Here is a 13,774-nt window from a genome sequence, read left to right as displayed (position 1 = left end):
TTCCGGGCCCTCGACCAGCATCCTGGGAGCCATGAGCAAGACGAAGCAGGGGGACCTGTCCGTGCACCGGCACGGTGACCACGGTGAGAACGCGGATTCGCCGACGCAGATCCCGGCCAAGGGCTGGCTCGCCGTCACCAAGCGGGCGTGGGCCGAGGCGAAGGACGACCAGGTGCCGCTGCTGGCGGCCGGGGTCGCCTTCAAGGCCTTCCTGGCCATCTTCCCGGCGCTGACGGCCGCCTTCCTCATCTGGGGGATCTTCGGCGACACCGCCCAGATCACCAGCCAGATCAACGGGATCACCGCCATCCCCGAAGAGGCCCGGAACCTGGTCACCAGCCAGGTGCAGAACGTCGCCAACGGCAAGTCGACCGCGGGCATCACCGCGATCGTCGCGGTCGTCCTGGCCCTGTGGAGCGCCTCCAGCGGGGTGCAGAACCTCATGGCCGCGACCAACACGGCCTACGACGAGAAGGAGACCCGCGGGTTCGTCAAGCTCAAGGGCACCGCCCTGCTGCTGACGCTCGGGGCCATCGTCTTCATGCTGCTGGCCATCGCCCTCATCGGCGTCGCCCCGGTGCTGGTGAAGGCCCTGGGTGCCAGCGGCCTGGTGAGCCTCGTGGTGAACGTCCTGCGGTGGGTCCTGCTGCTGGGGCTGCTGCTGGTCGCGCTCGCGGTCGTCTACCGCGTGGCGCCGGACCGCGACGCCCCGCGCGCGAAGTGGGTCTCGGTCGGCGCGGGGGTCGCCACGGTCCTCTGGCTGATCGTCTCGGCCGGGTTCTCGATCTACGTCTCGACCGCCGGGCAGTCCTCCTACGCCAAGAACTACGGCTCGATGGCCGGGGTCGTCGTCCTGCTCATGTGGCTGTGGCTGACCAGCTACGCCATCCTGCTCGGCGCCGAGGTCAACGCCGAGTCGGAGAAGCAGACCGACAAGGACACCACCGTCGGGCCGGAGCAGCCCATGGGTGAGCGCGACGCGATGGCCGCGGACCGCAAGCCCGACGCCCGGTGACCCCGGCAACCCCCACGATCCCCACGACCCCGATGACGACGAGAGGAACCGACGTGCCCGACGAGAAGAGCGCCCAGGAGCACCTGGAGGCCTCGCAGGAGCTCACCGCCGAGGCGAAGCAGGGGTGGCAGGACCTCCCCGAGAGCGAGGAGGCCGACGACGCGGGGGTCCGGGGCCAGCAGGGACACCCCGCGCCGGCGGACTGACTCAGCGACCGCCCTGCAGCTTCCGGGACCGCTGGGCCGAGCCCGGTCCGCCGTAGGGGTAGTCGGCGGGCTCGGGGTCGCTGGCCTCGTCGAGGAGGACGAGTTCGGCGGCCTCGAGCTCCAGGTCGGCGGCTCCGAGGTTCTCGGCGAGCTGCGCGGTGGTGCGGGCCCCCAGGATGACCGAGCTCACCGCCGGCTGGGCCGCGAGCCAGGCCAGCGCGACCTGGGCCATCGTGGCCCCGCGCTGCTCGGCCACGCGCTGCACGGCCTCGACGACGGCCCAGGTGCGGGTCTGGGCGTTGCGCCGAGCGTAGGCCTCCACCCCGCGGTCGGGGTTCTCACCCAGCCGGGTCGCACCGGTGGGGGCGTTGTCGCGGGTGTACTTGCCCGACAGCCAGCCCCCGCCGAGGGGGGACCAGGGCAGCAGCCCGAGGCCGTTCTCCTCCGCGGCGGGGACGATCTCCCACTCGATCTCGCGGACCAGCAGGTTGTACTGCGGCTGCAGGGTCACCGGCGGGGAGTACCCGCCGGCGTCGGCGACGTCGACGGCCTTCTGCAGCTGCCAGCCGGTGAAGTTCGACAACCCGACGTGGTGGACCTTGCCGGCGCGGACGAAGGAGTCCAGCGTCGCCAGGGTCTCCTCCAGCGGGGTCCACGGGTCCCAGGCGTGCACCTGGTAGAGGTCGACGGTGTCCACCCCGAGCCGGCGCAGGGACGCGTCGAGGGCCCGGGTCAGGTGCCGGCGCGAGAGGCCGACGCCGTTGGGTTCCCCGGAGGTGGGGAAGCGGCCCTTGGTGGCCAGCACCACCCGTTCGGTGACGTCGGCGGGACGGTCGGCCAGCCAGGCGCCGATGATCTCCTCCGAGACCCCGCCGGAGTAGACGTCGGCGGTGTCGACGAGGGTGCCGCCCGCGGCGAGGAACGTGTCGAGCTGCTCGAACGAGCCGTCGCGGTCGGTCTCGCTGCCGAAGGTCATGGTGCCCAGCGCGAGGTGGGAGACGGACGTGCCGCTGCTCCCCAGTGTGCGGTTCTCCATGCCCGCATCCTGCACCTCCTGGCCGGGCCCGCCCGGTGGAGCGGCCCCGCCGGCCGCGGCGGCGGGACCGCTCTGGTGGACCGGCGGCCGGGCTGGCAGCATCGGCGGGTGGCGACCACGACCGGGGAACCCTTCGACGTCCACGTGCGCGGCACGGTGTTCCTCGACATCGTCCTCACGGGGCTGGACTCCGAGCCGCGGCTGGGCACCGAGGTGTGGACCTCGGGCATGGGCTCGTGCCCGGGCGGCATCGCCAACATGGCCGTCGCGGCGTCCCGGCTGGGGTTGTCGACGTCGCTGTCCGCGGCGTTCAGCACCGACGCCTACGGGCAGTTCTGCTGGCAGACCCTCGGGGAGCAGGAGGGGATCGACCTGTCCACCTCCTACCGCGCGGAGGACTGGCACTCCCCGGTGACGGTCTCGCTGGCCTACGGCGGGGACCGCGCCATGGTCACCCACGAGCACCCGGCCCCGGTCGACGAACCCGAGGACGTCCCCCCGGCGCGCAGCTGCCTGGTGCACCTGGCCGCCGTCCCGCAGCCGTGGGTGCTGCGCGCGCAGGGCCAGGGGTCGCTGGTGTTCGCCGACGTCGGCTGGGACTCCTCCACGCAGTGGAACCCCGACGTGCTGGGCGGGCTGGAGCACTGCCACGCCTTCCTGCCCAACCACGTCGAGGCGATGCGCTACACCCGCACCGACTCCGCGGCGGCCGCGGTCTCGGCCCTGGCCGAGCGGGTCGCGGTGGCCGTGGTCACCTGCGGGGCGGAGGGGGCGGTGGCCGTGGACCAGACCAGCGGGGAGAGCGCGCAGGTGCCCGGTCTGCGCCTGGAGGCGCTGGACGCGACGGGGGCCGGTGACGTGTTCGGGGCCGGGTTCCTCACCGCGACCCTCGGGGGGTGGGCGCTGCCGGAGCGGCTGGCCTTCGCGAACCTGTGCGCGGGGCTGTCGGTGCAGCAGTTCGGCGGTTCGCTCTCCGCACCGGGCTGGGGCGACATCGCCGACTGGTGGTCGCACCTGCGGCTGGGGCCGCGCACCTCGGCGACCTCGCAGCTGGTGCGCCGCTACGGCTTCCTGGACGACGTCCTGCGCGAGCACCCGAGCGCGACGGACAGCCCGGTGCGCCGGGCGAGCGCGACCCTCTCGGTGCTCAACGACCTCCCCACCGGAGGTGCCGGTCTCGCGACCTCCTGACAGCATCGGCGGGGTGACACCGGCATCGACGCAGTCCCGGCCCGGCGCGGCGCAGTGGGTCCCGCCCGGAGCGGACCTGGAGCAGTTGCGGCGGGCCGCGCCCGACTGCCGCGGCTGCGAGCTGTGGGAACCCGCCACGCAGGTGGTGTTCTCCGCGGGGGCCCCCGACGCGCGGATGGTCCTGGTGGGGGAGCAGCCCGGGGACCAGGAGGACCGGCGCGGGGTGCCGTTCGTCGGCCCGGCCGGGCGGTTGCTGCAGAAGGCCGTGGCCGAGGCGGGCATCGACCTCGCCACCACCTACGTCACGAACGCGGTGAAGCACTTCCGGTTCACCCAGGAGGCGCCGGGCAAGCGGCGCATCCACGCCAGCCCCGACGTCGCGCACGTCACCGCCTGCCGGCCGTGGCTGGCGGCCGAGCTGGTCCAGGTCGACCCCGAGGTCGTCGTCTGCCTGGGTGCGACCGCGGCGAAGGCGCTGCTGCCGAAGGACTTCCGCGTCACCAAGCACCGCGGTCAGCTGTTCACGCTGCCGACCAGCCTGGGCGAGAAGCGGTTCCTGGGGACGATCCACCCCTCCGCGGTGCTGCGGACCCCCGAGGCCGAGCGGGACGCGGCCTACGCGGCGCTGGTGGCCGACCTGCGCACGGCGGCCACCGCCCTGGGCTGACCCGGCCCGGGGCCGGGCTAGCATAGATGCAACATGGATACCGCCAGTCCCTCACGAACCGGTTCCCCGCCGCCCGCCGCCGACCGCGTCTACGCCGAGGTCAAGCACGGCATCCTCGACCGCTCCCTGCCGGGGGGCCTGCTGCTCACCGAGGGCGAGATCGCCGACCGGGTCGGCGTCTCGCGCACCCCCGTCCGCGAGGGGCTGCTCAAGCTGCAGGCCGAGGGGCTGGTGCACCTCATCCCCAAGCGCGGCGCCCTCGTCGTCCCGGTGTCCCCGGCCGAGGTCGAGGACGTGCTGGAGACCCGCGAGCTCGTCGAGGTCCACACCGCCGCCCGCGCCTGGGAGCACCGCGGGGAGCTCGCCGAGGCCCTGCGCCCGCACCTGGAGGCCATGCGCGCCGCCGTCGACGACCCCTGGGCGTTCATGCACGCCGACCGCACCTTCCACGCCGCCGTCGTCCGCAGCGCCGGCAACGAGGTCCTCGCCGGCATCTACGACTCCCTGCGCGACCGCCAGATGCGGATGGGGGTCGCCAACGTGCACGGCTCCAGCGACCGGATCGCCACCGCCCTGGCCGACCACGAGCGGCTGCGCGAGGCGCTGCTCGGCGAGGACCGCGAGGACTGGCTCGCCCTCGTGCGCGACCACGTCCGCCGCGCCGGCGACCGGCTGCGGGCGGTGCGCTGATGGGCACCGCCACCGCGGCGCGCCGCGCCCCCGTCGCCCGGGGCGCCTGGCTGGTCTTCACCGTCGGCGCGCTCGCCTACGTCGTCACCGTCGGCAACCGCACCTCGCTGGCCGCGGCGGGGCTGGAGGCGCAGGAGCGCTACGGCATCGGGGCCGGCACCCTGTCGAGCTTCGCCGTCCTGCAGTTCCTCGTCTACGCCGCCCTGCAGGTCCCCGTCGGCGTCCTCATCGACCGCTGGGGCCCGCGCCGGCTCGTCGTGGCGGGCGCGGTGGCCATGGGGCTCGGGCAGGCCCTGCTGGCGGTGAGCACCGGCACCGGCCAGGCCGTGCTGGCCCGGGTGCTCGTCGGGGCCGGCGACGCCGCGACCTTCGTCAGCGTCCTGCGGGTGGTGACCAACTGGTTCCCGCCGCAGCGGGTGCCCGTGATGACGCAGCTGGTCGGGCTGTTCGGCCAGCTCGGCCAGGTGTTCAGCTTCGTCCCCCTCGTCGCGCTGCTGCACGGGCCCGGCTGGACCGCGGCCTACGGGGGAGTGGCGGGGTTCACCCTGCTCACCGCGGTGCTCGCCGTCCTCGTCCTGCGCGACGTCCCCCCGGGCGTGGAGAACCCGCGCGCGGCGAAGCCGCTGGCCGCGGTGGCGGGCGACCTCAGGGCCGCCCTGCGCCACCCCGAGATGCGGCTCGGTCTGTGGTCTCACTGGGCGACGCCGTTCTCCGGCAACGCCTTCGCCGCGCTCTGGGGCTACCCGTTCCTGGTCTCGGGGCAGGGGCTCGGCCCCGGCACGGCCAGCGCGCTGCTGACGCTGTACACCGTCAGCGCGGCGGGCACGGGACCGCTGATGGGCTCCCTGGTGGCCCGCCACCCGTTGCGGCGGTCCTGGATCGTGCTGGCGGTCGTGGGCGGGCAGTCCCTGGTCTGGAGCGCGGTGCTGCTGTGGCCCGGCGCCGCGCCGGTGTGGCTGCTGGCCGTCCTGGTGGTCGTCGTCGCCACGGGCATCCCGGGGTCGATGATCGGCTTCGACTACGCCCGGACCTCCAACCCGGCGCACCGCCTCGGCGGGGCGACCGGGATGACCAACGTCATGGGGTTCACCGCGACCATCGTCCTCGTCGCCCTCATCGGCCTGCTGCTGGACCTGCAGGGGGCGGGGACCCCGCAGACGTACTCCCTGGAGGCCTTCAAGGTGGCCTTCGCCGTCCAGCTGCCGCTGTGGGCGGTCGGGGTCGCGGGAATCCTCGTCAGCCGCCGCCAGACCCGCCGGCTGATGGCCCGCGACGGGGTCGTCGTCCCGCGGGTGCGCGACGCCGTCCGCGAGCGCCTCACAGCCGCCCGGGGGCGGTGAGAGGAGTTCGTCACCGGGGTGGTCTGTCGGACGGGGGGTCCGGCAGGGCAGGATCGCCCGGGTGACTGAGACGACGACGCAGAAGGCGCAGATCGGTGTGACCGGTCTGGCGACCATGGGGCGCAACCTGGCCCGCAACATCGCCCGCCACGGCTACGTGACCGCCGTGCACAACCGCTCCGACGCCAAGACGAAGGCCCTGGTCGAGGAGTTCGGCCACGAGGGGACCTTCGTGCCCGGCTACACCTCCCAGGAGTTCGTGGACTCCCTGGAGTCCCCGCGCACGATCATCGTCATGGTCAAGGCCGGGCCCGCCACCGACGCCGTCATCGAGGAGCTGGCCCCGCTGCTGAGCGAGGGCGACATCGTCGTCGACGCCGGCAACGCCCACTTCGCCGACACCCGCCGCCGCGAGGCCGCGCTGCGCGAGCGAGGCGTCCACTTCGCCGGCGTCGGCGTCTCCGGCGGGGAGGAGGGCGCCCTGCTGGGGCCCTCGATCATGCCCGGCGGCTCCGAGCACGCCTACGCCAAGCTCGGCCCGATCTTCGCCGACATCGCGGTGAGCGTGGACGGCACCCCGTGCTCCACCCACGTCGGTCCCGACGGCGCGGGCCACTTCGTGAAGATGGTCCACAACGGCATCGAGTACGCCGACATGCAGCTCATCGCCGAGGCCTACGACCTGCTGCGCCACGGCCTGGGCCGCACCCCCAAGCAGCTCGCGGAGGTCTTCACCTCCTGGAACGAGGGGGACCTGGAGTCCTTCCTCATCGAGATCACCGCCCGCGTCCTCGACAAGGACGACCCCACGCAGGAGGGGACGCCGCTGGTCGACGTCATCCTCGACGAGGCGGAGCAGAAGGGCACCGGGCGCTGGACGGTGCAGACCGCCCTGGACCTCGGCACCCCCGTCTCCGGGATCGCCGAGGCCGTCTTCGCCCGGGCGCTGTCCGGGCACGCCGAGCAGCGCAAGGCCGCCCAGGGCGTCCTGCCCGGACCGGCCGCCGGCGCCGAGGGGACCGGCGGCTTCGTCGCCGAGGCCGACGCGGAGGCGTTCGTGGACGACGTCCGCGCCGCCCTGTACGCCTCGAAGGTCGTGGCCTACGCGCAGGGCTTCGACATGATCCGTGCCGGCAGCACCGAGTACGGCTGGGGCGTGGACCCCGGGGCGATGGCGACGATCTGGCGCGGGGGCTGCATCATCCGCGCCAAGTTCCTCGACCGGATCAAGGACGCCTACGCCAACCAGCCCGACCTGCCCAGCCTGCTGCTGGACCCCTACTTCGCCGACGCGGTGGCGAAGGGCCAGGAGGCGTGGCGCCGGGTCGTGACGCACTCGGTGCAGGCGGGCATCCCGGCCCCGGGCTTCTCCTCGGCGCTGGCCTACTACGACGCGCTGCGCCGGGACCGCTCCTCCGCCGCGCTGATCCAGGGCCTGCGCGACCTCTTCGGGGCGCACACCTACAAGCGCACCGACCGGGCCGGGGACTTCCACGTCGACTGGTCCGGCGACGGCACCGAGTCCCAGGGCTGAGCCGGGCCCGGACGGTGGTCCCGCGGGACCACCGCCCGGGTCAGCGGGTGCCGGCGCCCTCGCGGCGCCGGCTGCGCACGCGGCGGGCCACGGCCCACGCCAGCACGGCCGCGATCGCGGCGTAGAAGACGTAGTCGAGGTAGTGACCGTACTCCTCGACCAGCTCGTACTGCGTGCCCAGCGCCAGGCCCAGCGCGATGAGCAGGCCGTTCCACAGCCCGCTGCCCAGGACGGTCAGGACCGAGAACTTCAGCAGGCGCATCCGGGCCGCCCCCGCCGGCAGCGAGATCAGGCTGCGCACCCCCGGCACGAACCGGCCCGTGAACACCGCCGCCCCCTCGTGGCGGTGGAACCACTCCGCGGACTTCGTGACGTCGGAGGCGTCCATCAGCGGGATCCGGTCGGCGATGCGGGCGGCGCGGTCCAGCCCGATGACCTTGCCCACCCAGTACAGGAGCAGGGAGCCCAGGAAGGCCCCGGCGATCGAGAACAGCACGACCGCGACGAGGTCGATGCGCCCCTGCTGCACCTGGTACCCCGCCAGCGGCAGGACGACCTCGCTGGGGATGGGCGGGAAGACGACCTCCAGGAAGCTCATCAACCCCACCCCGGGCGCCCCCAGGGCGTCGACGGTGTCGAGGACGAACCCGGTGAGCCCTCCGGTCTGACCGGTCGAGCCCCCGCTCGTCGTCGCGGCGAGAGCGGTCGGGCTCAGGGTGGTGCTCATGCGTCGGGTTCCTCCGGGGAGCTCGGCGGCCGGGTCGCGGCGTGGACGTCGTCGTCGCTCACAACGCCCGCTCCCGCGCAGAAGTGCCGTGCGTCGCGACCGGCGACCAGCCGCGCCGGCGCCACCCCGCCCGAGAGGGCCCGCAACAGCGCCTGCTCGGGCAGCGGGGCCTGCGAGGCGACCAGCAGCGCGTTGCCGTAGCGCCGCCCCCGGAAGACCCCCGGCTCGGCCATCAGCGCGACGTGCGCGAAGACCGACGCGGCCGTGGCGAGCTCGGCCCGCGAGTGCGGCATGGGCGGGCGGTCGGCCAGGTTGGCGATCCACACCCCGCCGGGGGCGAGCACCCGGTCGACGTCGCGCAGGAACTCCGCGGTCACCAGGTGGTCCGGGACCCGGTCGCCGCTGAAGGCGTCGCGGACCACCGCGTCCTGGGTGGCGTCGGGGACCGCGCGCAACCCCTCGCGGGCGTCGGCGACCTTGAGCTTGAAGCCCGCCGCGCCGCTGGCCCCGAAGCTGCGCCGCACCAGGTCCACGAGCTGCTCGTCCACCTCGAGCACGAGCTGGCGGGAGTCCGGGCGGGTCGCGGCCAGGTAGCGGGGGAAGGCGCACCCCGCCCCGCCCAGGTGCACCGCCCGCAGCGGCCCGGGGGGGTGGACCGCGTCGATCACCGCGGCCGTCCACTGCTGGTACTCGAAGACCAGCCGGGTGGGGTCGCCGAGGTCCACGTAGGAGCTGGGGACGCCGTTGACGTGCACCGTCCAGCCGTCGGGGTCGTCGCGGTCCTGCTCCAGGCGCGCCGTCCCCGTCGTGATCGGGGCCTCCCCCTCCTCGGGCCGGGGACCTCGGGCGCGACGGGCGGGACGGGGGGAGGGCACGCCCCGATCCAACCAGGTGAAGTTCTCCGGCCGGTCTGCCGAGGTACTGGTCATGGCCACCTTCCTGGAGATCTGCCTCCTCGCCGTGTTCGTCGTCCCCTTCGTGCTCGACCGCCGCGCCCGTCGCCGCAGCGCCGACGTCTCGCTCCTGCCGCAGCTGGACCGTCCCCCCGTCGGCGCCGGTCAGCGCCTGCCGCGGGCGTGGGCGCGCCGCCGCTACGTCGAGGACGGCGTCGCCGAGGTCGTGGCCTTCCTCAGCGAGCAGGACCCCGCGCGCTGACCCCGCCCGCGCGCCCCGCACCACGGCGCGCACCACGGCGCGCACCACGGCGCGCACGGCGGCCCGGGGCCGGTTAGCGTCGTCGCCGTGACCAACGACGTGCAGGAGACCGCCGCCCCCGCTCCCGGAGGGGTCGAGGGGCGCGCCGCCGACCTCGTCCAGCGGCTGCTGGCCGTCGGCATCGACGGCCGGGGCCCCTTCGACAGCGCCGCCGAGGTCGCCCGGGCCGCGCGGCAGCGCCACCCCGACACCGAGGCGGCCGTGAGCGCCGTCGTGCGCCAGCACACCCGGCTGGTGGCCGGCAACGGCTTCGTCACCGGGCTCGGGGGCCTGCTCACCATGCCCGTCGCCCTGCCCGCGAACGTCTTCGGCTTCCACGTCCTCGCCGTGCGCGCGGTCGCGGCGATCGCGGAGCTGCGCGGCTACGACACCTCCCGCCCCGAGGTCCGCTCGACCGTGCTGCTGACGCTGGTGGGCGCCGACGCCACCGACGTGCTGAAGTCCGTGGGCCTGCCCACGGGGAACCGCCTGACCCGGCTCGCGACGTCGCGCGTCCCGCGCCCGGCGCTGATGCTGCTCAACAAGGGCGTCGGCTTCCGCCTGCTCACCCGCTTCGGGACCACCACCCTGGTCCGGGTGCCCACCCGCGCCCTGCCCGTCGTGGGCGGGGCCGTCGGCGGGGCCGTCGACGCCGTGATGTTCCGGCGCATCGCCGCGGCCGCCCAGGACGCCCTGCCCCCCACCGCGCGGGGCTGACCGTGCGCGGCGCCCCGCGCCCGGGTGCCCTGCCCGTCCTGTGGCGCACCCTGCGCTCGGGCACCCGCCCCGGCACCCCCGGCGTCGGGGCCCGGGTGGCCTCGCTGCCGGCGATGGTCGGCGACAGCGTCCACGGCCGCTACACCGGCCCCGGGCGGTCCCGGCTGACGTGGGCCGCCGCGGGCCTGGCCTACCTGGTCTCGCCCGTCGACGCGCTGCCGGAGGCGTGGCTGCCCCTGGTGGGCCTGCTCGACGACGGCGTCGTCGCGGCGTGGGTCGCGGGCTCGCTGCTGAGCGCCACCGAGGACTACGCCGCCTGGCGCGCCGGGGACCGGGCCGGGGGTCGCCGACCGCGGCGGGGGTGAACGCGTAGTACGGTCACGCCGTCCGTGAACGGCGTGTGGAGGGTGCGGCATGGGGATCGTCGTCGGGTACGTGGCCAACCCGGAGGGCCGCGCTGCCCTGGGGCGCGCCGGGGAGGCGGCGGTGCACTACGCGGTCCCGCTGGTGGTCGTGCACAGCCGGCGGCCGGGGCGGGAGGTCGACGCCGCCGAGGCCGAGCGCCTCGCCGAGGTCCACGAGTCGGTGCGCGCGGAGCTCACCGCGGCCGGTCTCGGGCACGAGCTGCGCGAGGTCCCCGACTCCGAGGACCCCGCCGACGACCTGATCCTCGCCGCCGAGGAGACCGGGGCGTCCCTCATCGTCATCGGCCTGCGCCGCCGGACCCCGGTGGGCAAGCTCATCCTGGGCGCCAGCGCCCAGCGGATCCTGCTCGACGCGCCCTGCCCGGTGCTGGCGGTCAAGCCCGAGGACTGAGTCCCCACGGGGGTCCCGCCCGGGGCCTCAGCGTGCGCCACGAGCTCCGTTCGAGCGGTGTCGTGCGCACGATCCGGGGTGTTCGTGCCACACTTGGCGTTTGTCGTCCTCAGTGGGCATATCCGCGGTGCCCGCCTTGTTGACGTTGTCGACTGCTGCCCGCGCAGCCCAGTTCCGCCCACGACGAAAGGCAGTCCGTGTCGTCGGTACCGACCTCCCGGCCGCTCCCGCCAGAGTTCGCTTCCGCTCCGTTCCAGGAGCTCCTGCAGCACGGGACCACCCACGGCTACGTGGATGCGCACTCCGTGCGAGTCGCGTGCGAGGACGCGCAGCTGCCCGTGCAGCGCATGAAGGCCGTCCTGCGCGCCCTCGACGACGCCGGTGTGACGGTCAAGGTCCCGGAGGCCGCGCCCAAGCGCGCGGTCGCCGCCGCCTCGGCGCGCCGCACCACGTCCACCGCGACGGCCACCAAGACCGCCCGCCCGGCCGCCAAGCGCGCCGCGGCCGCCGCCGACGGTGACGCCGCGCCGGCGAAGCCCGCCGCCCGCACGGCCACCAGGACCGCCGCGAAGTCGGCCGCCAAGACCGCTGCGAAGCCGACGGCCAAGGCCGCCGGCAAGGGTGCCGAGCCCGCCGAGGACGTCGAGGACGTCAAGGACGAGGACCTCATCACCGAGGACGACGTCGTCGTCGAGGAGCCCGTCGAGGAGACCGCCGCCAAGAAGACCACCGGCGGTTTCGTCCTGCGCGACGACGACGACGACGACGCCCCGGCCCAGCAGGTCTCCACGGCCGGCGCCACGGCCGACCCGGTCAAGGACTACCTCAAGCAGATCGGCAAGGTCGCCCTCCTCAACGCCGAGCAGGAGGTCGAGCTCGCCAAGCGCATCGAGGCCGGTCTGTTCGCCGAGGAGAAGCTGCACTCCGGCGAGGACATCGACTCCATCTTCAAGCGCGAGCTGTGGTGGATCAGCGAGGACGGCCGCCGGGCGAAGAACCACCTGCTCGAGGCCAACCTCCGCCTGGTCGTCTCCCTGGCCAAGCGCTACACCGGCCGCGGCATGCTCTTCCTGGACCTCATCCAGGAGGGCAACCTCGGTCTGATCCGTGCGGTCGAGAAGTTCGACTACACCAAGGGCTACAAGTTCTCGACCTACGCGACGTGGTGGATCCGCCAGGCCATCACCCGCGCCATGGCCGACCAGGCCCGCACCATCCGCATCCCGGTGCACATGGTCGAGGTCATCAACAAGCTCGCCCGCGTCCAGCGCCAGATGCTGCAGGACCTGGGCCGCGAGCCCACTCCGGAGGAGCTTGCCAAGGAGCTCGACATGACCCCGGAGAAGGTCGTCGAGGTCCAGAAGTACGGCCGCGAGCCCATCTCGCTGCACACCCCCCTGGGCGAGGACGGCGACTCCGAGTTCGGTGACCTCATCGAGGACTCCGAAGCGGTCGTTCCGGCGGACGCGGTGAGCTTCACGCTGCTCCAGGAGCAGCTGCACTCGGTCCTGGACACCCTGTCCGAGCGCGAGGCCGGGGTGGTCTCGATGCGCTTCGGCCTGACCGACGGCCAGCCCAAGACCCTCGACGAGATCGGCAAGGTCTACGGGGTGACGCGCGAGCGCATCCGGCAGATCGAGTCCAAGACGATGTCGAAGCTGCGCCACCCCTCGCGCTCGCAGGTCCTGCGCGACTACCTGGACTGATCAGCCACGACGACGAACGGCCCGGTGAGGATCCCTCACCGGGCCGTTCGTCGTCGTGGGCCGGTTCCCCGGCCGGGGGGCGGGTGGTGCGGCGGGGGGGCCGTCAGCGCAGGGTGAGCGCCCCGACGACCCAGACCCCGGTGGCCAGCAGCGCGGCGGTGGCCTCGATGGCCACGCTCAGGCCGACGCCCTTGAGGGCGGTGACCGTCGCGGACCAGGCGCGGCGGGCGCGGTCGGCGCCCGTGGTCCGGACGAGCTCGGTGAGGAAGACCCCCAGGACGAAGCCGAGGGGGAGCCCGACGACCGGGATCGCGAAGAAGCCGACGATCCCGAGGAGGCCGCCGAGCGCGAGGGTGGACCCGCGGACGCCGGCCCGGGTCATGCGGCGGCCGGGCAGCAGGTACATGGCGACCTGGCCGGCGGCGAGGAGGACCGCGGTGCCGGCGAAGAACAGCCAGGCCTGACCGCCCTCGACGACGGCCCAGACGAGGGCGGCGACGGCGACGAGGACGGTGCCGGGCAGGACGGGCACGACGATGCCCAGGAGACCGACCGCGATCGCGGCGGCGACAGCGACGAGCCCGGCGTCACCCACGGTGGCGCCGGGCTCGGGGGCCGGGGACGTTCAGCGGATCAGCGCTCGTCGGGAGCCGCGGACGCCGACGTCGTCGCCGCCAGCTTCTGCGACTCGTCGTGGATGTCGGCACCGGCCCGACGCAGCGCGTCGCGGTGCTCGCGGCCGTGGTGAGCGCAGAAGAGGAGCTCACCACCGGCGTTGAGCACGACGCGCACGTAGGCCTGGGCACCGCACCGGTCGCACCGGTCCGAGGCAGTCATGTGGTCGTTGCTGAGGGTGGTGCTGGTAGCGGTGGTCACTCCGCGACTCCTTCCGGGTCGTGCACGCTGGCGGGCAGCTGCTGCTCCCACCGGACACT

General features: G+C 74.2%; 17 protein-coding genes. 12 read left to right on the top strand and 5 right to left on the bottom strand.

Translation table 11 applies throughout. The features are described 5' to 3' along the window. Positions 1 to 31: 31 nt before the first annotated feature. On the top strand, positions 32 to 1,015 hold the full coding sequence (locus KRAD_RS03465; protein ID WP_049821057.1) for a YihY/virulence factor BrkB family protein: 984 nt from the start codon (positions 32 to 34) through the stop codon (positions 1,013 to 1,015). A 53-nt stretch (positions 1,016 to 1,068) separates the two neighbouring features. Beyond that, positions 1,069 to 1,221 carry a hypothetical protein gene (locus tag KRAD_RS25860; RefSeq protein WP_157873468.1) on the top strand — a complete coding sequence of 51 codons (153 nt, stop codon included), beginning with the start codon at positions 1,069 to 1,071 and terminating at the stop codon, positions 1,219 to 1,221. 1 nt (position 1,222) lies between these two features. Here the strand turns inward: KRAD_RS25860 and KRAD_RS03460 are convergent, their stop codons facing one another. Then, entirely contained in the window at positions 1,223 to 2,257 is a 1,035-nt protein-coding gene (locus KRAD_RS03460) for an aldo/keto reductase (protein WP_011981854.1), read from the bottom strand. A 108-nt stretch (positions 2,258 to 2,365) separates the two neighbouring features. On the opposite strand from KRAD_RS03460, the gene KRAD_RS03455 reads away from it, so the two are divergent. The 5 genes from KRAD_RS03455 to gndA all read left to right on the top strand — a co-directional run bounded on the left by KRAD_RS03455 (position 2,366) and on the right by gndA (position 7,679). Next, the gene (locus KRAD_RS03455; protein ID WP_041291880.1) at positions 2,366 to 3,448 is read left to right on the top strand and encodes a PfkB family carbohydrate kinase; all 1,083 of its coding nucleotides are present in this window, start codon (positions 2,366 to 2,368) and stop codon (positions 3,446 to 3,448) included. A gap of 13 nt (positions 3,449 to 3,461) precedes the next feature. After that, positions 3,462 to 4,115: a UdgX family uracil-DNA binding protein gene (locus KRAD_RS03450; protein WP_238985700.1), complete on the top strand. Its 654-nt coding sequence runs from the start codon at positions 3,462 to 3,464 to the stop codon at positions 4,113 to 4,115. Positions 4,116 to 4,148: 33 nt separating this feature from the next. After that, a complete protein-coding gene (locus KRAD_RS03445; RefSeq protein WP_011981851.1) occupies positions 4,149 to 4,805 on the top strand; it encodes a GntR family transcriptional regulator in 657 nt (218 codons plus the stop codon). Next, entirely contained in the window at positions 4,805 to 6,145 is a 1,341-nt protein-coding gene (locus tag KRAD_RS03440; protein WP_011981850.1) for an MFS transporter, read from the top strand. Before KRAD_RS03445 ends, KRAD_RS03440 begins: the two co-directional genes overlap by 1 nt. 61 nt (positions 6,146 to 6,206) lie before the next feature. Next, on the top strand, positions 6,207 to 7,679 hold the full coding sequence (gene gndA / locus KRAD_RS03435) for an NADP-dependent phosphogluconate dehydrogenase (protein ID WP_011981849.1): 1,473 nt from the start codon (positions 6,207 to 6,209) through the stop codon (positions 7,677 to 7,679). 40 nt (positions 7,680 to 7,719) lie between these two features. Here gndA and KRAD_RS03430 read toward each other — a convergent pair whose 3' ends face one another. Together KRAD_RS03430 and KRAD_RS03425 are read right to left on the bottom strand one after the other, a co-directional pair. Further along, on the bottom strand, positions 7,720 to 8,406 hold the full coding sequence (locus KRAD_RS03430; protein ID WP_011981848.1) for a DedA family protein: 687 nt from the start codon (positions 8,404 to 8,406) through the stop codon (positions 7,720 to 7,722). Then, positions 8,403 to 9,281, bottom strand: coding sequence for a spermidine synthase (locus KRAD_RS03425; protein WP_041291879.1), 879 nt, complete (start codon positions 9,279 to 9,281; stop codon positions 8,403 to 8,405). The genes KRAD_RS03430 and KRAD_RS03425 overlap by 4 nt, the downstream gene beginning before the upstream one ends. Positions 9,282 to 9,333: 52 nt before the next feature. On the opposite strand from KRAD_RS03425, the gene KRAD_RS03420 reads away from it, so the two are divergent. The 5 genes from KRAD_RS03420 (at position 9,334) to KRAD_RS03400 (ending at position 12,839) form a co-directional block, all read left to right on the top strand. Beyond that, the gene (locus KRAD_RS03420) at positions 9,334 to 9,561 is read left to right on the top strand and encodes a hypothetical protein (RefSeq protein ID WP_011981846.1); all 228 of its coding nucleotides are present in this window, start codon (positions 9,334 to 9,336) and stop codon (positions 9,559 to 9,561) included. A gap of 87 nt (positions 9,562 to 9,648) precedes the next feature. Next, positions 9,649 to 10,317, top strand: a complete 669-nt coding sequence (locus KRAD_RS03415; RefSeq protein WP_011981845.1) for an EcsC family protein — start codon at positions 9,649 to 9,651, stop codon at positions 10,315 to 10,317. 2 nt (positions 10,318 to 10,319) lie between these two features. Next, entirely contained in the window at positions 10,320 to 10,682 is a 363-nt protein-coding gene (locus KRAD_RS03410) for a YkvA family protein (protein ID WP_011981844.1), read from the top strand. A gap of 49 nt (positions 10,683 to 10,731) precedes the next feature. Then, positions 10,732 to 11,133 (top strand): universal stress protein, encoded by a 402-nt coding sequence (locus KRAD_RS03405; RefSeq protein ID WP_011981843.1) that lies wholly within the window; start codon positions 10,732 to 10,734, stop codon positions 11,131 to 11,133. Positions 11,134 to 11,330: 197 nt separating this feature from the next. Next, on the top strand, positions 11,331 to 12,839 hold the full coding sequence (locus tag KRAD_RS03400; protein WP_011981842.1) for an RNA polymerase sigma factor: 1,509 nt from the start codon (positions 11,331 to 11,333) through the stop codon (positions 12,837 to 12,839). A gap of 103 nt (positions 12,840 to 12,942) precedes the next feature. Here KRAD_RS03400 and KRAD_RS03395 read toward each other — a convergent pair whose 3' ends face one another. Together KRAD_RS03395 and KRAD_RS03390 are read right to left on the bottom strand one after the other, a co-directional pair. After that, positions 12,943 to 13,434, bottom strand: coding sequence for a DUF456 domain-containing protein (locus KRAD_RS03395; protein ID WP_011981841.1), 492 nt, complete (start codon positions 13,432 to 13,434; stop codon positions 12,943 to 12,945). 38 nt (positions 13,435 to 13,472) lie between these two features. Next, positions 13,473 to 13,676, bottom strand: a complete 204-nt coding sequence (locus KRAD_RS03390; protein ID WP_041292600.1) for a DUF7455 domain-containing protein — start codon at positions 13,674 to 13,676, stop codon at positions 13,473 to 13,475. Between the last annotated feature and the right edge of the window lie 98 nt (positions 13,677 to 13,774).

The sequence above is a fragment of the Kineococcus radiotolerans SRS30216 = ATCC BAA-149 genome (genome assembly GCF_000017305.1).
GTDB classification, from domain to species: Bacteria; Actinomycetota; Actinomycetes; order Actinomycetales; family Kineococcaceae; genus Kineococcus; species Kineococcus radiotolerans.
Note: the sequence above shows the minus strand (reverse complement) of the source record. Positions and strands in the feature narration are given on the sequence as shown.